The organism is Pseudomonas sp. C32, from assembly GCF_030417915.1.
Taxonomy (GTDB): domain Bacteria; phylum Pseudomonadota; class Gammaproteobacteria; order Pseudomonadales; family Pseudomonadaceae; genus Aquipseudomonas.
Genome location: NZ_JAUHUK010000020.1, coordinates 1 through 18,867 on the forward strand (window position 1 = coordinate 1; position 18,867 = coordinate 18,867).

The 18,867-nt window shown below is 54.6% G+C and carries 14 protein-coding genes; 12 read left to right on the forward strand and 2 right to left on the reverse strand.

The window, feature by feature from the left end; translation table 11 throughout:
• The first annotated feature begins 19 nt into the window (after window positions 1-19).
• From QYH43_RS21170 to ppsA, 3 genes are all read left to right on the forward strand, one after another.
• Complete coding sequence (locus QYH43_RS21170) at window positions 20-1,369, forward strand: MFS transporter (RefSeq protein ID WP_301158058.1); 1,350 nt, start codon at window positions 20-22, stop codon at window positions 1,367-1,369.
• 115 nt (window positions 1,370-1,484) lie between these two features.
• Window positions 1,485-2,813, forward strand: a complete 1,329-nt coding sequence (locus tag QYH43_RS21175) for an OprD family porin (protein ID WP_301157995.1) — start codon at window positions 1,485-1,487, stop codon at window positions 2,811-2,813.
• A gap of 243 nt (window positions 2,814-3,056) precedes the next feature.
• Complete coding sequence (gene ppsA, locus QYH43_RS21180; RefSeq protein ID WP_301157996.1) at window positions 3,057-5,426, forward strand: phosphoenolpyruvate synthase; 2,370 nt, start codon at window positions 3,057-3,059, stop codon at window positions 5,424-5,426.
• Between the two features lie 532 nt (window positions 5,427-5,958).
• On the opposite strand, the gene QYH43_RS21185 is transcribed toward ppsA, so the two are convergent.
• Window positions 5,959-7,176, reverse strand: a complete 1,218-nt coding sequence (locus tag QYH43_RS21185; protein WP_301157997.1) for a nitrate/nitrite transporter — start codon at window positions 7,174-7,176, stop codon at window positions 5,959-5,961.
• A 67-nt stretch (window positions 7,177-7,243) separates the two neighbouring features.
• Window positions 7,244-8,584, reverse strand: a complete 1,341-nt coding sequence (locus QYH43_RS21190; RefSeq protein ID WP_301157998.1) for an FAD-dependent oxidoreductase — start codon at window positions 8,582-8,584, stop codon at window positions 7,244-7,246.
• Between the two features lie 99 nt (window positions 8,585-8,683).
• On the opposite strand from QYH43_RS21190, the gene QYH43_RS21195 reads away from it, so the two are divergent.
• The 9 genes from QYH43_RS21195 to QYH43_RS21235 all read left to right on the forward strand — a co-directional run bounded on the left by QYH43_RS21195 (window position 8,684) and on the right by QYH43_RS21235 (window position 18,833).
• Complete coding sequence (locus QYH43_RS21195; RefSeq protein ID WP_301157999.1) at window positions 8,684-9,586, forward strand: LysR family transcriptional regulator; 903 nt, start codon at window positions 8,684-8,686, stop codon at window positions 9,584-9,586.
• A gap of 1,050 nt (window positions 9,587-10,636) precedes the next feature.
• Entirely contained in the window at window positions 10,637-11,956 is a 1,320-nt protein-coding gene (locus QYH43_RS21200) for an ABC transporter substrate-binding protein (RefSeq protein ID WP_301158000.1), read from the forward strand.
• The gene (locus tag QYH43_RS21205) at window positions 11,953-12,855 is read left to right on the forward strand and encodes a branched-chain amino acid ABC transporter permease (protein WP_301158001.1); all 903 of its coding nucleotides are present in this window, start codon (window positions 11,953-11,955) and stop codon (window positions 12,853-12,855) included. The genes QYH43_RS21200 and QYH43_RS21205 overlap by 4 nt, the downstream gene beginning before the upstream one ends.
• Complete coding sequence (locus QYH43_RS21210; protein WP_301158002.1) at window positions 12,855-13,796, forward strand: branched-chain amino acid ABC transporter permease; 942 nt, start codon at window positions 12,855-12,857, stop codon at window positions 13,794-13,796. The genes QYH43_RS21205 and QYH43_RS21210 overlap by 1 nt, the downstream gene beginning before the upstream one ends.
• A complete protein-coding gene (locus tag QYH43_RS21215; RefSeq protein ID WP_301158003.1) occupies window positions 13,793-14,533 on the forward strand; it encodes an ABC transporter ATP-binding protein in 741 nt (246 codons plus the stop codon). Before QYH43_RS21210 ends, QYH43_RS21215 begins: the two co-directional genes overlap by 4 nt.
• Window positions 14,530-15,264, forward strand: a complete 735-nt coding sequence (locus QYH43_RS21220; protein WP_301158004.1) for an ABC transporter ATP-binding protein — start codon at window positions 14,530-14,532, stop codon at window positions 15,262-15,264. Before QYH43_RS21215 ends, QYH43_RS21220 begins: the two co-directional genes overlap by 4 nt.
• On the forward strand, window positions 15,261-16,694 hold the full coding sequence (locus QYH43_RS21225; RefSeq protein ID WP_301158005.1) for an aldehyde dehydrogenase family protein: 1,434 nt from the start codon (window positions 15,261-15,263) through the stop codon (window positions 16,692-16,694). Before QYH43_RS21220 ends, QYH43_RS21225 begins: the two co-directional genes overlap by 4 nt.
• A gap of 45 nt (window positions 16,695-16,739) precedes the next feature.
• A complete protein-coding gene (locus QYH43_RS21230) occupies window positions 16,740-17,492 on the forward strand; it encodes an SDR family oxidoreductase (protein ID WP_301158006.1) in 753 nt (250 codons plus the stop codon).
• A gap of 243 nt (window positions 17,493-17,735) precedes the next feature.
• Complete coding sequence (locus tag QYH43_RS21235; protein ID WP_301158007.1) at window positions 17,736-18,833, forward strand: NAD(P)-dependent alcohol dehydrogenase; 1,098 nt, start codon at window positions 17,736-17,738, stop codon at window positions 18,831-18,833.
• Window positions 18,834-18,867: the final 34 nt, after the last annotated feature.

Sequence of the window (18,867 nt, forward strand, 5' to 3'; positions counted from 1 at the left end):
TAATAATAGGGGATACAACATGAGCAGTTCCGTTCGCATCGGCGATATCATCGACGATGCCAAGATATCGGTATATCAGATTGTCATTCTGATCCTGTGCTTTCTGATCGTCCTGGTGGACGGTTTCGATACCGCAGTCATCGGCTACATCGCCCCTTCCTTGAAGGATACGTGGGGATTAGCACCTGCCCAACTCGCACCCGTATTCGGTGCAGGGCTTTTTGGTTTGATGATAGGAAGCCTGGTCTTCGGCCCGATAGCAGATGCTGTGGGTCGCAAGCGAGTGCTGCTCGTGTCTGTATTCGTCTTTGGTGCTTGCACATTGGCCTCGGCCTACTCTACCTCAATTGAAATGCTGACGGCGCTTCGCTTCCTGACCGGGCTTGGTCTGGGCGGAGCTATGCCGACCTGCATCACGCTGACTTCTGAGTATTCTCCGGCGCGCCGGCGGATGATCATGGTCACGTTGAGCTGGAGCGGTTTCACTGCCGGCCTTGCTTTGGGAGGCCTTCTGGCAGGGCAGATCATTCCTGTCTTTGGATGGAGAGGGGTACTTGTTCTTGGCGGAATAGTTCCATTGGCAATGTTGCCTTTGCTGGCTTGGTATCTACCTGAGTCGGCCCGCTTCATGGCCTCCCGTCCAGATCATCAGGGCGCGTTGCGCAAAGTAGTGGAAAAAATCACTGGCAGTCGCTGGGAGGGAGGGATGATTTTGGAGGACGAGCGTTCTCCGAGCGCCAAATCTCCCATTTCTCAGCTGTTCATCGACGGTATGGCATTGAGAACGGTGCTGCTCTGGAGTGCGTTCTTCTGCTCTCTGTTTGTGTTCTACCTCATCACCAGTTGGCTGCCGTCACTGCTTAAAGATGCAGGTTATGACATCACCCATGCATCCAGAATCGGTGCCATGGTGCCAGTCGGCGGAACGGTCGGGGCCATCCTACTTGCCCTGCTGATGGATCGAGTCGGCCCGTACCGCGTCCTTGCCGCGTCTTACCTCGGGGCTGCGGTGATGATTGCCGCGACGGGGTATCTCATCGACGACATCTACAAGCTGGCGGTAGCTGTTTTCCTGATCGGCTTCGGCGTTGCCGGGGCACAGAACGGGTTGAACCTAGTCTCTGCCAGTATTTATCCCACCACTGCCCGTGTCACTGGTGTCAGCTGGGCGATGGCGTGCGGACGGCTCGGCTCGATCACCGGCTCAACCATGGGCGCCTGGCTCATGGCTACAGCGGGAGACACCCAGACTTTCTTCTGGTGGCTTGCACTGCCTGTGTTAGTTGGAGCCTTGGTCGTCTTCACGCTTTACCTTATTAGTTTGACGCGCAATGCATCTTTGCCTGGGGTGTCACCCTACTCAAATTAATTCTAATTGGTTTGTTGCCACTTAAATAGCGCCAAGTGCCCACTGTTTTAGGTGCTTTGAACGCTTGCGCACTCAGTAATTTTTCCGCTACAAATAAAATAATTCGGAGAAAAATATGTCGTACTGCAAACAATTCTTTTTGGGTGCGGTCGTATTGGTAGGGCTGCCAACAGGGAGTTATGCAGAGGGTTTTTTTGAGGACTCTCACGCTCGACTTGATACGCGTAACTTCTACTTCAATCAGGATCTACGTGACGGTACGATCAAACCGTCGAAACTTGAAGAGTGGGGTCAAGGGTTTGTACTTGATTACACCTCAGGGTACACGACCGGCCCTGTCGGATTTGGCGTTGACGCGCTGGGCCTGCTGGGAGTGAAGCTGGACTCGGGTAAGGGTACTCATTACAACCCGCAGAGTACTAACCGCGCTGGGCAGTTGTTCCCAACTGACGGTGATGGTCGTGCAGTAGATGAATTCAGTGCGCTGGGTGTCACTGGCAAATTCAGAATCTCCAAGACTGAAGTAAAACTTGGCACTTTACGGCCAAAAATGCCTGTCTTAGTCTTTAACGATGGTCGGCTCTTGCCTGAGACTTTCCAAGGATTGCAAGCCACCTCTCGTGACCTAGATAAATTCACCTTCACAGCGGGTCAAATTCAGAGAGTAAAGAGCCGTAATTCATCGAATGGCGAAGGTATGGCGATTTCTGGAGCAGGCGGTGCAACTGGGAAGCGCAGTAACGAGTTCGACTTTGCAGGGGTTGATTACAGTTTAAGCAAACAACTTACCCTCCAGTATTACTACGGAGAACTAAAAGATTTTTATCGTCAGCATTTTGTTGGGCTGGTTCATAACACCCCACTCTCCGTTGGTTCGTTCAAAAGCGATCTCAGGTTCTTTGACAGCAGTTCGTCCGGTAAAAACGGCAGCGTCGCTGGTCGTGCAGAAGGATATCGCGGCGCAGGATTCCAAAATGGAGGTGAGGTTGATAACCGCGCACTGGCTGGTCTTTTCACCTACACATTGGGAGCACACTCCGTAGGGCTGGGATATCAACATATGAGTGGAAGCAGCGATTTTCCATTCGTTAACCAACAGGATGGTGCATCAACCTACTTGATCACTGACCGCCAGACGGGCGCGCGTTTTCAGAAGGCGGGCGAGCGGACATGGGTGGCTCAGTACAACGTGGATTTTGCCACTTACGGTATCCCGGGGCTGACCACGTTGCTTGCCTATCAGCGTGGGGATCACATCGAAACAGCCACTGGCGACAAGCAGGAGTGGGAACGGAATTTCTGGGTCTCGTATGCCTTCCAGGGGCCAACCTTGAAAGGTTTGGGTGTCTCGTGGCGTAACGCCTCGCTGCGAAGCACCTTCCCGACTCAGCGCAACCTGGATGAAAACCGGCTTTACATCACCTACACGCTACCGCTGTTCTAACCATTTGGTTGCAACGGAAAAGCGGAATGGACAAGGGATGCGGGATCGTGAAGTCAGTCGTCACCAAATGACCAAACGCGAAACCATGTCTTAAAAATTACAGCCGGGTCTCGTGTCGCTCTTTAATTGGAGCAATGCGATACCCGGCAAAAACATTTGGACAACTCGCACTATTTTCGAACCGATCAGGTCGAGTCAGCGTGTCCTAATTACCTTTCCCCACAAACCTGACCGGAGATAATAATGAGCGGTTACGTAGTATCCCTTTCTCAGCTAGGCAAACACGATGTTGAGCACGTTGGGGGCAAGAACGCATCCCTAGGCGAGATGATCAGTAACCTGGCAGGCGCCGGCGTGTCCGTACCAGGCGGCTTCGCCACTACAGCTCAAGCCTATCGCGATTTTCTTGAACAGAGTGGGCTGAACGATCAGATTCATCAGGCCCTCGACGCGCTCGACGTTGACGATGTCAACGCCTTGGCCAAGACCGGCGCACAGATCCGTCAATGGATCATGGAAGCCGAATTCCCTGAAAAACTGAATGCCGAGATCCGTACCGCGTTTGCCGCGTTGTCGGCCGGTAACCCTGATGTGGCCGTGGCCGTGCGTTCCTCCGCCACCGCCGAAGACTTGCCGGACGCCTCGTTCGCCGGTCAGCAGGAAACCTTCCTGAACATCCGTGGTGTGGAAAACGTTATCCGTGCCGCCAAAGAGGTGTTCGCTTCGCTGTTCAACGACCGTGCGATTTCCTACCGCGTGCACCAGGGCTTCGACCACAAACTGGTCGCCCTGTCGGCTGGCGTGCAGCGCATGGTGCGTTCTGAAACCGGCACTGCCGGCGTCATGTTCACCCTCGACACCGAATCCGGTTTCCGTGACGTGGTGTTCATCACCGGCGCCTACGGCCTGGGCGAAACCGTCGTACAAGGCGCGGTCAACCCGGACGAATTCTACGTACACAAGGGCACGCTGGAAGCCGGTCGTCCGGCGATCCTGCGTCGCAATCTGGGCAGCAAAGCCATCAAGATGATCTACGGCGACGAGGCCAAGGCCGGTCGTTCGGTCAAGACTATCGACGTCGACAATGCTGATCGCGCGCGTTTCTGCCTGTCCGACGCTGAAGTCAGCGAACTGGCCAAACAAGCGATGATCATCGAAAAGCACTACAAGTGCCCGATGGACATCGAATGGGCGAAGGACGGCGACAACGGCAAGCTCTACATCGTGCAGGCGCGTCCTGAAACCGTGAAAAGCCGCACCCAGGCCAACATCATGGAACGTTACCTGTTGAAAGAAACCGGCACCGTGCTGGTTGAAGGTCGCGCCATCGGCCAGCGCATTGGCGCCGGCAAAGTGCGCATCATCAAAGACGTCTCCGAGATGGACAAAGTCCAGCCGGGCGACGTACTCGTTTCCGACATGACCGACCCGGATTGGGAACCGGTCATGAAGCGCGCCAGCGCCATCGTCACCAACCGTGGCGGTCGTACTTGCCACGCGGCGATCATCGCTCGTGAACTGGGTATCCCGGCAGTGGTCGGTTGCGGCAACGCCACCCAATTGCTGAAAGACGGCCAAGGCGTGACCGTTTCGTGCGCCGAAGGCGACACCGGTTACATCTTCGAAGGCGAACTGGGCTTCGACATCAAGAAGAACTCCGTGGATGCCATGCCGGAGCTGCCGTTCAAAATCATGATGAACGTTGGCAACCCGGATCGCGCCTTCGACTTCGCGCAACTGCCGAACGCCGGTGTGGGCCTGGCCCGTCTGGAGTTCATCATCAATCGCATGATCGGTGTGCACCCGAAAGCGCTGTTGAACTACGACGGTCTGCCACAGGAAATCAAGGACAGCGTCGACAAGCGTATCGCCGGTTACAACGACCCGGTCGACTTCTACGTCGACAAACTGGTGGAAGGCATCAGCACCCTGGCTGCAGCGTTCACGCCGAAAAAAGTCATCGTGCGTCTGTCGGACTTCAAGTCCAACGAATACGCCAACCTGATCGGCGGCAAGCTCTACGAGCCGGAAGAAGAAAACCCGATGCTGGGCTTCCGTGGCGCTTCGCGTTACATCAGCGAATCGTTCCGCGACTGCTTCGAACTCGAATGCCGCGCGCTGAAACGTGTGCGCAACGAGATGGGCCTGACCAACGTCGAAATCATGGTGCCGTTCGTCCGTACCTTGGGCGAAGCCAGCCAGGTCGTCGATCTGCTCGCCGAAAACGGCTTGAAGCGCGGCGAAAACGGTCTGCGTATCATCATGATGTGCGAACTGCCATCCGACGCCTTGATGGCCGATGAGTTCCTCGAATTCTTTGACGGTTTCTCTATTGGCTCCAATGATCTGACTCAGCTGACGCTGGGTCTGGATCGCGACTCCGGCATCATCGCGCACCTATTTGATGAGCGTAATCCTGGGGTCAAGAAGCTGTTATCCCTTGCCATTGACGCTTGCCATAAAGCAGGTAAGTACGTGGGCATCTGTGGCCAAGGCCCGTCCGACCATCCTGATCTGGCGCGTTGGTTGATGGAGCAGGGGATTGATAGCGTTTCGTTGAACCCTGACTCAGTAGTGGAGACGTGGTTGTTCTTGGCCGAACATCCAAAATGACCGATGGTACTGCCGTCGCGAACGGCGGTTAAGTCGGTAGCCTCTGCGCGGTGAGTGCGTATTGCTCGCCACCTCCCCTCAGACAAAGTGCCGCCCACATAGGGCGGCACACCTGCCATTACTGCTTCGATTTCACTGATGCCACAGGATTCTCTGAAGCGCTCTCTATGCGTGGTCATGCCGCATGCGGCAACTGTTGCCTGCTCACAATTTCACCTCGTATTTCCGATCTAATTATCGCGATAGGCTTGCGTTGCATTGTCCAGGCAAGGGCACATATAGACGCGGAAGGACGCAGGGATTCCTAGGGCAGTAGGTCTTACCGCTGGCTTGCGGGGGCATTTCGGTAGTGCAAGGCTGGGGTTTGCCTTGCCTCATCTCTGCTTTCAGGATTGGTCATTCAAACTGGGCTGCTGGGGGCAGGGGCCCCCGCCAGAGGTTGTCACATTCGTTATGTTCGATACTCGCAAAAAAGGCCCCAGTTCAAGACGAGAACGTGGGGCCAAAGGAGCGCTAATTGAGCAACGTTAAGTCAGTCAGAGATCTTGGCCGGAGCGACTTTCAGGCAAATCAGCATGATGGCCCCAAACAGAGGGCCAGCAGCCAAGACGCTGAATGCTACTGTGAACGAGCCGGTGCTCTGGAAGACAAAACCAACGGCCACGGGCACTATGACGCTTGCTAATTGCCAGATCGCTGCTGTCAGACCTGTTGCGGATCCGGCATGTTTCGCCCCTGCGATTTCACCGACCATAACTGCCAGAAGGGGGCTATAGACAAAAGCGCCCAAGCCGATCAAAGGCGCTCCAATGAGAAACGCCGTACGCCCTTGAAGCTGGCCGAACACGACCAACATCGCTGAAAAGAACAGCAGACAAAGGACTGCGATGAGTTTTGGGTTACGGATCCAGTCCGAAAGAAGTCCAAAGGCAGGCTTACCGAAAATCGCCGCGATACCGGCCAAAGAGACGATCCCACCTGCTTCAACGGGGCTGAATCCCTCATGTTTGATCAGCAGTGTGTTTGCCCAGAATGCAAAGCCCCACGTACCCCAAAAGCCACCGAAACCTGCAAGAGTAAGGAACAACACGTTTCGATTACGCATCAACTTGATAACGGCTTTTAGTGGCGCGGGCGCATTGTCTACAGGGCCATCGCGAAGCAGAAAGATGCTCAAAATGCCTAGGCCGAAAGTGACGATGCCCAAGATGTGATAGACATTACGCCAACCTACCGCTTCCGCAAGCGTTGGCACTAAGAGGTTCGTTACGACAACTCCGAGTGAAGAAGCAATCATGAAGAGCCCCATTGCCCGGCCACGACTGCCTTTGTCGAACCAGGTGACGATGAGTTTCACGCAGCAGGCAAAATCGGCGCCGGCAGCAAAGCCCATGAAAAGCTGTAAAGCCAGGCCTTGCCCGAAGGTGTGAGTGAAACCAAACAAGCCAGTAAAAACGCCGAGCGACAGCATAGAGATGATGAGTACCATCCGCGCGCCCAGCTTATCGCTAAGCAAACCGCCTAGTGCATTGAACGCAACGTAGCCTACGTAAAACGATGTGAGATAGGCGCCGAGAGTGGAGAGGGGAAGCCCCATAGACTCACTGACGGAGAGAGAAAGGTTCGCCCATGCCAGACGATCGATGAAACTCATCAGGAAGTTAAGCGTGCATATCGCCAAAATCACCCAGCGATAGCTCAGTACCTTCGTTGAGGAAGCAGTCATTGGTGCAGTCGATTCGTGGTTCATTGTTATTATTTTCCTATTCTGTGAAGCGCAGAATCTGTGTTCTGCGCTCTAGAGCATTCACATTCTGTTACCCGAGATATGCACCATTCTTCTGAAGGATTTGCTGGAGTCGGGGAACGTCGATCTGCCGGGGAGTTAGCCCTTCCTTGGCGCAAATCGCAGCCGCAGTGCCTGCGGCTTCACCCATCACAAAGCAAGCACCGGTGACGCGTGCCGCTGACTGAGCGGTGTGACTCATGGAGGCACATCGGCCGATTACGAACAGGTTGTTAATGCCTTTGGGCAGCAGCATTCGGTAAGGCAGCTGATTGAAACCCCTTACGTTTGGAAGATCTGGCCAGCGCCAAATCACGTCGCCTTGTACATGGTCTTCCACAGGCCAACTGTTGACGCCGATCGTGTCTTCGAAGCTTGCGCACGACAGGACATCGTCGTCGGTCAGAACGTAGTCGCCCTCGATCCGCCGTGTTTCTCTGATGCCCACCTGTGGTGGAATATCCACGATGTAGGAGTTTTTAAACTCTGGAATTGCCGCGCGCATCATTTCGAAAGACATTTGGATCTGACGTCGACCTTCGACCTCGGCATAGCTCAACTGCTCTGCGTCGATGCCATTAACCGGAGTTCCGTCCGGGTTGGCGACTTGCGTCAGGTTAGCGCGCCATTCAATGCTGTGGTTTTGAGGTCGAATAATGGGGCCCTTGCGTGGGAAATGTTTCCCTGAACGCATCTCTTCAGCAGCCATCAACTCAGGGAATTTGTCCCACCCACGATTCTGAGCAAGCTCAGCGGGTACGTCGTTAATGCGGAACATCGTGGATGGATACATCATCGAACCTGGGCTATCTGTCAGCACCGATGCCCCGGCCCAAGCGGCCATGTCTCCATCACCCGAACCGTCGATGAACAGTTTGGCGCGAACCGCGCGACGACCGGATTTTGTCTCGAGTATGAGGGACTCGATTTGACCTTGGTCTGACAACGTCACGTCAGCTGCCAAGGCGTGGAACAGCAGCTTCACACCGTTCGAAAGCAACAACTCGTCAGCTGCAATTTTGTAAGCGGCAGTATCGAAGGCTTGCGCTAAAATTTTTCCGAAGATCAGATGAGGCTCTTTGAGACCGCGCATCTCGTCCATCCGCTCCAACAGCCGGGAGGCGACGCCATGGACGACTCGTTTCGGCTCGCCGAAGTGGTTGGCATAAAGCCCGCAGAAGTTACTGACGCCGGCGGCGGTGCCCATGCCTCCAAGGAAGCCGTAGCGTTCAACGAGAAGTACAGAGGCGCCTTGAATAGACGCCGCTGTAGCCGCAGCGATGCCGCCGGGGCCTCCGCCTAGCACTACGACGTCATACTCTCCGAAAAGCTGAGTTGTGCGAGCGGGTTCATTTACGAATTGGTTGGCCATTGAGTGGTCTCCTTGTTTTGTGCCCAATTTAGGCTCTTGCGTTCACAAGGAGAATCCAGCAAATTGAGGAAGCACTATTCGCAAAACGAGAAAGGCTGAATGGACACGCTCACAAATCTGAGAACTTTTCTGCAAGTCGCCGAAAGCGGAGGATTTTCGGCTGCAGGCCGAGAGCTTGGGATCGCCACGTCTGTTGTCGCCAAGCGAATAGACCAGCTTGAGCACTCCACGCAGGCCCGCTTGTTTGTAAGGACGACCCGGTCGTTGACGCTGACGGATGCAGGTCAGAACTGGCTGAGGAGGGTTGAGTCTCTTCTTGCGGACGCGGATGATGTGATGGGGGCTTTGACTGAAAGTGAGGAGGGGCTTCAGGGGCCTTTGCGGATCAAAATGCCGACCACTCTGACGATCTTGTTTCTATCCGATATCGTCGCCAAGTTTCAAAAGAAACACCCCAAGATTTCGCTGGAGATCGTTCTCACCGACAGACCTGTCAATCCGGCTGTGGAAGGTTTCGATGTGGCGCTCGGGGCGTTTGGCACCAGTTACAAAGAGGTGACGGATTTCGCGCTATGCCCACTGCACCGATACCTTTGCGCATCGCCATCTTATCTTGCTGCAGCGCCGCCGATTACTCACCCGAGAGACCTTCAAGATCACAGTACGCTGAGCTTTCAACCTACGGGCAATAGCTGGGCATTCGAGAGTAAGGATGGCCCGATCCAGGTCACTGTAGCCCCCTCTATCAATGCCAATGAAGCGCACTTGTTGTACACCTGTGCATTGGCCGGCAACGGCATTGCGATTTTGCCCGAGTACCTTGCTGTACCCGCATTTCGGGAGGGCACCTTAGTGAATGTTCTGGAGCAGTACACTCCACTCGATTATGCAATCAAGGCCCAGGTTCCGACCGCACGGGTGTTAGTGCGCCGTATCACCTCATTTATTAGCTTCCTTCAGGACAGCTTCCTCCCGGAACCCCCGTGGTTGCGTGACCGTTGATGCTGCGGTTGTTTGAGATGCGGACGTGACTGGTGGATTGAATGAGGCATGGAGGTAAAGAACTTATTAAGGGTTCATTGCCATATGAAGGGGGGCAGTGGCTCGCTCCTTTGCCGACCACAGTGACGGCGGCCCCTAAGCTGCTCGTGCACTGGGTAAGAATATGTCATTGAGCAAACTGCGCTCATCTCTTCAAAGCTGCGTCTGCCGCTCTGGGCACCAGGTAGATAATCACCAGACCAGAGTGTTTGATACTGCATCCACACCCAGACTCGTACCCCATGCGATGCGGTGACCACCATTTTTTCGAAAATGGTAATGACAAAATATCCCAGGTTCGCAAAGGCCACGTCGAGATCCCGTCTGACCTCTCCGAGGACATTTACACTGTTATGGATCCCGAAGAGGGATGTCAGTTAAAGCTTGTAGAAGAGCGTAAGGCCGACAAGCTAAAATTAGACGTAGATCGTCTTTGGGAGTAGTGGATGACGGCTTCGGAATATGGCTGGCGGCGCGCCGATTGAACCAAGGCAAGTTTCACTGGCCTGGCATTCGCCACGGTTCTGAAATGGAACTGGATATTGAGTAACTTCAGGCATTGGTGTTGGGTCTGCCATGGCAGTGCGCAGGTTCTGAAGGCACGATCACACGGCTTTAACGGCTGCCATTATGGAAACAGCAATATCGGTGGTCATGAGCGAGAAGCCTCTTCTGGTTTACTTTTGTCTAGAAGCGGGACGCCACAGTACGCATCAGCCTAATCACGGCGAATCAACATTTATGTAAGCCGGTATTAATTGCCCATAAATGTAGTGGGGCAATCTCACTGATTGTGGTTTCTTCTGACTCAATTCACGCCCAATCCCGCTCATGTGAAACCAGCCTGATACTCCCGTGGGCTCTGGGAGGCGCTGCATATGGGGGGTAGCGGGTTGCGTTTGGTTTTGCTTAACGCCCTCTTACCAAAATGCAAATTCCGTAAACGGCCTCCCCGGGGCATCCTCGGCACATAGCTTCATAAAAAAAACAAAAGCCGATAGAGATGCCCCCATGTCCCAATCAAAACTCAAGTTGATGTGTGCGCGGATCCTCACCAGTGCTGTGATGGGTCTTTCTACGCTTCCTGCGTTCGCCGAGGGTGATAAGCCCGACTCCGTCAAAATTGGTATCACTACATTCATGTCAGGCTCGGCCTCGGTGTTTGGTATGCCGGCAAAGGCCGCTGCAGAGCTCTATATTGAAGAGCTCAACGCAGCCGGCGGCATTGATGGGGTTAAGGTTGATCCTATCTACGTGGATGAGGGGGTGGGTGGCGATAGGCTCTTATCCGAATATCGGCGGGTAGTGCAGGAGCAGGGGGCGAAGGTAATGATCGCCTCAATCTCCAGCGGCAACTGCAACACGCTTGCACCTGTCGCTGAAGATCTCAAAGTCGTGAACATCCTGTGGGACTGTGGGACGGAAAAAGCTCTGGAGGGGCATTCGTACAAGTACGTCTTTCGCACCCAGGCGAACGCGGTCACAGAGATGGTTGCTAGCGTTCTCTACCTGCTCAAGGTCAAACCTGACTTTAAAACCATTGCAGTAGTAAACCAGGATTACGCTTGGGGCCGAGACTCGTGGGAAATCTTCAGTGCTGTACTTAAGCAGCTCAAGCCAGATGTAAAGGTGGTTGCCGAGCTATTCCCAAAATTTGGAGCTTCGGATTTTTCCGCCGAGGTCAGTCGGCTTCAAGTTCTGCGTCCCGATGTCGTACTGACGACATCTTGGGGGGGAGATCTGGACACCTTCATACGCCAAGCCAGTCAGCGCGGACTACTCAAATCATCCCAGTTTTTCCTCGCCCTCGGTGAGACTTCGCTTGAGCGCCTCGGGAACACTCTGCCGGATGGCGTGCTTATCGGTGCGCGTGGTGACCACTACTTCCTGAATCCCCAGTACACCAAAGACGCCCGCCATCAAGCGTTTGTCGCCAAATACCATGAACGTACTGGTAGCTATCCCATCTACTCGGTGTACCACATGGTGCAAGCACTTGATGGCATGAAGGCCGCCTACTTGAAAGCGATCAAAGCTAACGGCGGGAAATGGCCCAACGAGGAGCAATTAGCCGACGCCTTCAGAGGGCTGGAGTTCCGAGGCCTGACTAGCACGATCCATATCCGGCCGGAGGATGGCCAAGGCCTTGAGTCACAACTGTTTGGTGTGACCGCCACAAGTTCCGACTACAAGTTCAAGGTTTTGAAGGACATTGTCATTGTTCCGGCAGACAAGGTGACGACGCCTGCAGGCGAGAAATCCCCCGATTGGGTCAAGACCGTAACCCTCGGGTTACTTGATCAGGTTCAACCTGTGAGTGCAGAAAAATGAGCAGGGACATTTTCATCCTGGCATTGCTGGATGGTTTCTCCTACGCCGGCTTGTTGTTTCTAGTGGCACTGGGGCTGACCTTTATCTTTGGCGTGGTGCGTATCCTGAATGTGGCCCACGGTAGCCTTTACGCATTCGGCGGCTACGGCGCTGCTTCACTAGGGCTATGGCTGGGCCAGGGATCAGAGTCGGCAGTGGCCTCCGTGCTCCTGCTGGTGGGAGGTGCTATTGCGGTAGGGATTGTGCTGGGTACGGTGCTGATGCTGTTGCTAAGGCAATTCCAGGATCGCGATCCGATTCTCCAGCTTTTGGTCACCTTCGGCGCCTTCATGATCTTTGAAGATCTGCAACGGATGATCTGGGGTACGCAGCCTTATTTCGTGGCTGATGTAGTCAACCAGATGGGGACTTCAGAACTGCTGGGCGTGGTGTACATGAACTACCAGTTGATGTTCGTCCCGGGTGCGGCCTTGGGCGTTTATTTCCTGCTTAAGTGGTTCCTGAACAGCACCCTGATGGGGCGGCAAATCATCGCTGTCACTCATGACCGTGAGGTGGCGACAGCACTTGGAATCAATGCTCGTCGAATCGCCTATTTAACCTTTGTCGTTGGTGCCGTTCTGGGCGCTTTGGGCGGCGCGCTGGCTTCTCCTACCACCTCTCTGGTGCCGGGCATCGGCGCAGACATGATCGTGTTGTCGTTCGCGGTCGTTGCAAGTGCGGGCCTGGGTCAGATCACCGGTGCCTTGATCACCGCCTTGCTGATTGGCTTATCGCGCTCATTTTGCGTTTACCTCGCCCCAGAGTTCGAAGTAGTGATGCCTTATCTGATCATGGTTTTGGTTTTGCTAGCGAGGCCTCAAGGCTTGTTCACGGTCGTTCAGGCGAGGAAAATCTAATGCGTTCTCTACTTCTTAATGCTGCCGCAGTTGTTGTCATCCTTGGCTTGGGAATGGCATTTCCTTGGCTCAAGATCCCACTGATTCTCTCGCTTTGCTACGGCTTGGCCGCTCTTGGGATAGTCGTTCTTCTCAAGGCTGGGCAGATATCCTTTGGGCATGCCATGTATGCCTGCATCTCTGGATATGTAGTGGCCTTTGTCGGGAATAGGTATCCGGGCACAGACGGGATCTTGCTGATCGTCCTCGGTACCTTGGCAAGTGTTATCGCGGGCATGCTCATAGGTGCCTTCGTTGTTCGCTATAGAGAGATCTTCTTCGGAATGCTAAACCTTGCCATCTCGATGGTGCTGTTTACCGTCCTCGGCAAGTTCTACGCTGTCACGGGCGGTACCGATGGCTTGCGCATCAACAGGCCGACATTGCTAGGGGCTGAGCTGAGCCGAGATCCTTTCGAAATCGCATTGTTGGTACTGGTGCTCGTCATCTCTCTGGCGGCTATCTGGGGAGTCCAGCGATATTTCCTTTCCAGTGGTGGACAGGCTCTAGCCGCGATCAAAACAAATGAAACTCGCCTTGAATACCTTGGTGTTTCCGCCAAGAAAGTACTTTGGAAAGGCTACGTGCTGTCTGCCTCATTGTGCGGCTTGTCCGGGGCGTTGTTTGGTCTCTCTCAAGGGTTAGTAACACCTGAGATGGGCTACTGGCTTCGCTCTGGCGAATTCGTCTTCATCGCCATCCTGGGCGGTGCCGGTCACGCGGTCGGCGCATTTGTCGGAGCTCTGCTTTACGAGTTCCTGAAGATGTACGCCGCCGCGTTAGTCAGTGGATCATGGCAGCTTGTGTTGGGTGCCATCCTCATCGTGATCATCTATTTCCTGCCCAAGGGTATCACCGGGCTGTTGAATCGTCGTAAACGCCTTGCTGGGGGTGCAGTATGACAGCGCTTTTGCAGACTCAGGATTTGACCCTCGCTTTTGGCGGGCTGGTTGTGGCTAACGGCATCAATTTTAGTCTGGAGGAGGGCGAGCGCCTGGCAGTGATTGGCCAGAACGGTGCGGGTAAAACGACCTTCATCAATATTTGCACGGGGCTACTCAAGCCGAGCAAGGGACGCGTCAGCCTGGCCGGCCGCGACATTACCGGCCAGTCGCCACGGAAAATCGTCAAGCAGGGCATGGCGAGATCCTTCCAGCTTCCCCAATTGTTTCTTGAGCATACCGTGCGTGAATGCCTGCAGTTGTCCGCCGTCGCCCGTGCCGGAAAGCTCTCGTCCTGGAATATGTTGGCCAGAGGTAGTTGCGCTAAGGAAATTGATCGGATGCTTGATCTGATCAGCCTGCGCGACAGACAGGATGAGTTGTGCATCAACCTTCCTGAGGGCCAGCGCAAGCTTTTGGATGTAGGTATGTCGCTAATGCTTCAGCCCAAATTGCTGATCCTTGATGAACCCACTAGCGGCGTATCGACCGAAGAAAAGCATGGTGTGATGGAAATCCTCATGCGCGCTTTGGATGATCAGAAGGTTACCGCGATCTTCGTGGAGCACGACGTCGACATCGTTAAGCGCTATGCCACACGCGTCGCCGCATGGATCAGTGGAGCAATTGCTGCGGATGGTGATCCCGCCAGCGTCCTAACCAACCCGCTCATTCTGCGAGAGGTGCTTGGCGAATGAAAAACGATATCTTGATTCACCTAGAAAACGTAAGTGCGGACATCCTCCGGGTACCGATCCTCAGACGCGTTCACGCTGATCTAAACAAAGGAAACATCATCGCCGTTGTGGGCAGAAATGGCGCAGGAAAAACCACTCTGCTGCGTACGATCATGGGTCTTATAAAGCCCAAGGAGGGCCAGATTTTGTTCGAAGGCGCCGACCTTGCTCGTGTCCCAGCCCATGGACGTGCACGCCTTGGTATTGGCTACGCGCCCCAGGAACGGGTCATGTTTCCGACTCTTTCGATCGAAGAGAACCTGCGTCTTCCTTGCCAGGTTGCAGGTATGAGCAAGCGGGAAGTTGATGAACGACTGGCAATGACGCTTGAGGTAGTTGCACAGCTTAAACCAATGCTTAATCGCTCTGGCGCTGCATTATCAGGCGGACAAGGCAAGATGGCCGCACTTGGGCGAGCCTTGATGATTGGTAACAAGTTGATCTTGCTGGATGAGCCTTTTCAAGGCTTGGCTCCGGCCCTTGCGACTGAATACAGCAACGCCCTCAAACAGCTTCAGCAACGTCGTCCAGATCTTTGCATCGTGGTGACGGAATCCAATGGCAGCCTGCTTAAGGATGTCCCTGACCTTGTGTTGCACATCGAGCGGGGGGAGCTGTCACGTGTTCTCAACACGAGTCACGAGACTGGTTCCGACTCAGTTTACCATCTGCCAATGGAGGCACAATCATGAGCACGCTTTACATCGACGGCCGCAAAGTCCCAGCCACCGGCGGACAAAGCATTTCTGTCTACTCTCCCGTAACTGGCGAAGCTTATGCCGAAATTGCCCGTGGCATGCCTGAGGACATCGACCTGGCAGTTAAAGCGGCACGTGGGGCGGTCAATGGCGTTTGGGGCCGGATGAGCGCTACTGAACGTGGCCGCATCCTGGTGCGTATCGGCAATGGCGTGCTCGAGAACATCGAAGAGCTTGCTGAAATCGAAGCCAAGGATACCGGCAAGCCCATTGCGTTGGCCCGTAAGGATATCGAAGCACTGGCTCGGTACTTCGAGTTTTATGGTGGTGCGGCCGATAAAGTTCACGGCGAGGTGATCCCGTACCTTTCCGGTTACACGGTCAGTGTGGTCAGAGAAGCATGTGGTGTGGTTGGTCACATCATTCCATGGAATTACCCGGCACAAATGCTCGGCCGCACCATTGCTCCTGCTTTGGCAATGGGTAACGCATCGATCGTCAAGCCAGCAGAGGACGCCTGCATGACGTCGCTTCGCTTCGCTGAGATTGCCGCCGAAGCAGGGTTGCCTGCTGGTGCCCTCAACATTGTGACCGGGTATGGACGCGAGGCGGGTGCTGCTCTGGCGAGTCATCCAGGTATCAACCTGATCACCTTCACCGGTTCTCCTGACGTCGGCGTTGCAATTCAAACAGCTGCAGCTGCTAACCATGTCAAATGTGTGCTGGAGTTGGGTGGTAAATGTCCGCAGGTCGTATTTGCTGATGCCGACCTTGATAAAGCTGTGCCGGTCATCGTTGGTGCGATCATTCAGAACGCTGGCCAAACCTGTTCAGCTGGTAGCCGCGTCCTGATTCAAAAGGAGGTCTATGACGAGGTTATCTCGCGGGTTGCTGCCAAGTTCCGAGAGGTACGTGTAGGGCTTCCTGAGACTTCTCCAGACTGCGGCCCGATCATCACCAAAGCTCAGTTCGGCCGCGTCAATCAATTCATCAAAGAGTGCAAGGATTCCGATCTGCCAGTGATCGCAGAGGGCGCTATGGACAGCGATCTGCCACAAGGCGGTTATTACGTACGCCCGACCCTGTTCGGCCCTGTTCCGCGTGATCACAAACTGGCACGTGAGGAAGTGTTCGGCCCCGTGTTGGCGGCACTGCCATTTGAGGATGAGGACGATGCTGTGGCCTTGGCCAATGGCACTGACTATGGCCTGGTCGCCTCGATCTGGAGCGAAAACGGTGCACGTCAGCAACGCATGGCCAAACGACTGGAAGGCGGGCAAGTCTTCATCAATTGCTATGGCGCGGGTGGCGGTGTCGAGTTGCCATTCGGTGGTATTCGTAAAAGCGGACACGGACGCGAAAAAGGCCTCCTTGCTCTGGATGAATTCAGCATCACCAAGACAGTGGTCAGCCACCACGGTTAAGCCTGTATCAAAACAATGACTTTCTTAATGGTAACGGAGAGAAAAATGGCACAGCTCAATAATAAGGTCGCCATCGTAACGGGAGCGGCAAGCGGCTTCGGCGCTTGCATCGCACGTCGCTACATCGAGGAAGGCGCCAAGGTAGTCCTCGCAGATATCAACTTTGAAGCTGCCAGCAAACTGGCTGACGAACTGGGCCCCAACGCGATAGCGGCTGCCTGCGACGTCACCAAGGCTGACCAGGTTCAGGCGGCTGTGGATCTTTGCGTTAAGTCCTTCGGTGTACCGGATGTGGTGGTAAACAACGCAGGTACGACGCATCGCAATCAACCGCTGATGGACGTTGACGAAAAAACGTTTGATCGTGTGTTCGCCGTCAATGTGAAATCGATTTTCCACATGACTAAGGCGGTAGTTCCGCTGATGCGCGAGCGCAAGAACGGCTCGATCATCAACGTGGGGTCGGTTGCCGGTATTCGCCCGCGTCCTGGTTTGACCTGGTACAACGGCTCCAAAGGGGCTGTAAATCTGCTCTCCAAATCCTTGGCCGTAGAGCTGGGCCCGGATGGTATCCGGGTAAATAATATTTGCCCGGTCATGGGCGAGACAGCACTGCTGGAAGACTTTATGGGCATGCCAGACACGCCTGCCAACCGCCAGAAATTCCTCGCTACCATCCCGCTAGGCCGCCTGGCTAAGCCGGACGACATCGCAGCTGTCGCTGTGTTCCTGGCAACAGACGGCGCCGCGTTCTTGAACGGCGTTGAACTGCCGGTCGATGGTGGCCGAGTGGTGTAACCCTATTGAGCCCCGAGGCACCAGCCCACGACAGTGTGCCTCGGGATTCAATGATCACTCGAAGTGCAATGCTTTGAGTCTACTATCTCAACGCCGCCCTAACGGCGTTCGTCCTGGATTAACCCCCCCTTTTCATAATGCAGATTCAACGTGTGCCATTTCTGATGCATCGTGACACTAGGCACACTTCGTCATTTACAAGAACACCAACGACGTTGTCTGGGCGCATGGAGAATAATAAGTATGCAAATCAGAGCGGCAGTAGTTCGTCAGAAATCGGCTCCTTTCATTGTTGAAAATCTCACCCTTGAGGCTCCCCGCAACGATGAAGTGCTGGTAAAAATTGTCGGCGTTGGTGTGTGTCACACCGACATGGTTGTGAGAGACCAGGGATACCCTGTCCCACTGCCTCTTGTGTTAGGTCATGAAGGGTCAGGTGTTGTCGAAGCGGTCGGCGCTGAGGTTAAACACCTCAAGCCTGGAGACCATGTGGTGCTGAGCTATGCAAGCTGCGGCCACTGTGGAAACTGCTTGAAAGGTTTGCCTGGATACTGCGCCCAATTCTATGAACAGAATTTCGGTGGTTATCGGCCGGATGGAACCAGTCCCTACAAAGGAGAAGACGGCAGCACGGTCTGCGGATGCTTTTTCAACCAGTCCTCCTTCGGTACGCATGCATTGGTGTCGGAGCGTAATGCGATCAAGATTCCACGGGATGTCCCCCTGGAATTGATGGGCCCCCTGGGCTGCGGAATTCAGACGGGTGCTGGAGCGGTAATGAACGCTCTCAAGCCGGGTGTTGGCAGTAGCATTGCCGTGTTCGGAGCAGGCTCCGTAGGGCTTGCGGCCGTCATGGCCGCTAAAGCTATCGGTTGCACCGTTATCATTGCTGTCGATATGAATGACAGTCGCTTGGAGTTGGCACTTGATCTGGGTGCAACCCACGTTATTAGTGCAGGCACCACCAACGCGCTTGATCGCATCCGCGAGATCACCGGAGGCGGCGTTCAGTACAGTCTGGAATGCACATCTAGTCCCAAAGTTCTTCGCCAAGCAGTGGATTGTCTTTCCATCCCTGGCGTATGTGGCCTTGTAGGAGCCGCTCCACTGGGGGCGGAAGTGTCGCTGGACATGAACACGCTTCTTTTTGGCCGCAGCGTTCGGGGCATCATCGAGGGCGACAGTGTCCCTCATGTCTTCATCCCGCAACTGATCGAACTTTGGCGCGCGGGCCGGTTTCCGTTCGATCGATTAGTGAAGTATTACGATCTGGAAGATATCAACCAGGCCGTCGCTGATTCGGAAAGCGGTGTCGTGCTTAAGCCTATCCTCAAGCCTTGAGCATCGATGCTTTTACTTACTCACAGATAATAAG

Excerpts from the sequence above, each read along its gene's own strand:
- QYH43_RS21215 (WP_301158003.1), top strand. The coding sequence starts at position 13,793 with ATGACAGCGCTTTTGCAGACTCAGGATTTGACCCTCGCTTTTGGCGGG.
- QYH43_RS21175 (WP_301157995.1), top strand. The coding sequence starts at position 1,485 with ATGTCGTACTGCAAACAATTCTTTTTGGGTGCGGTCGTATTGGTAGGG.
- QYH43_RS21225 (WP_301158005.1), top strand. The coding sequence starts at position 15,261 with ATGAGCACGCTTTACATCGACGGCCGCAAAGTCCCAGCCACCGGCGGA.
- QYH43_RS21205 (WP_301158001.1), top strand. The coding sequence starts at position 11,953 with ATGAGCAGGGACATTTTCATCCTGGCATTGCTGGATGGTTTCTCCTAC.
- QYH43_RS21200 (WP_301158000.1), top strand. The coding sequence starts at position 10,637 with ATGTCCCAATCAAAACTCAAGTTGATGTGTGCGCGGATCCTCACCAGT.
- QYH43_RS21220 (WP_301158004.1), top strand. The coding sequence starts at position 14,530 with ATGAAAAACGATATCTTGATTCACCTAGAAAACGTAAGTGCGGACATC.
- QYH43_RS21185 (WP_301157997.1), bottom strand. The coding sequence starts at position 7,176 with ATGAACCACGAATCGACTGCACCAATGACTGCTTCCTCAACGAAGGTA.
- QYH43_RS21230 (WP_301158006.1), top strand. The coding sequence starts at position 16,740 with ATGGCACAGCTCAATAATAAGGTCGCCATCGTAACGGGAGCGGCAAGC.
- QYH43_RS21210 (WP_301158002.1), top strand. The coding sequence starts at position 12,855 with ATGCGTTCTCTACTTCTTAATGCTGCCGCAGTTGTTGTCATCCTTGGC.
- QYH43_RS21195 (WP_301157999.1), top strand. The coding sequence starts at position 8,684 with ATGGACACGCTCACAAATCTGAGAACTTTTCTGCAAGTCGCCGAAAGC.
- ppsA (WP_301157996.1), top strand. The coding sequence starts at position 3,057 with ATGAGCGGTTACGTAGTATCCCTTTCTCAGCTAGGCAAACACGATGTT.
- QYH43_RS21235 (WP_301158007.1), top strand. The coding sequence starts at position 17,736 with ATGCAAATCAGAGCGGCAGTAGTTCGTCAGAAATCGGCTCCTTTCATT.
- QYH43_RS21170 (WP_301158058.1), top strand. The coding sequence starts at position 20 with ATGAGCAGTTCCGTTCGCATCGGCGATATCATCGACGATGCCAAGATA.
- QYH43_RS21190 (WP_301157998.1), bottom strand. The coding sequence starts at position 8,584 with ATGGCCAACCAATTCGTAAATGAACCCGCTCGCACAACTCAGCTTTTC.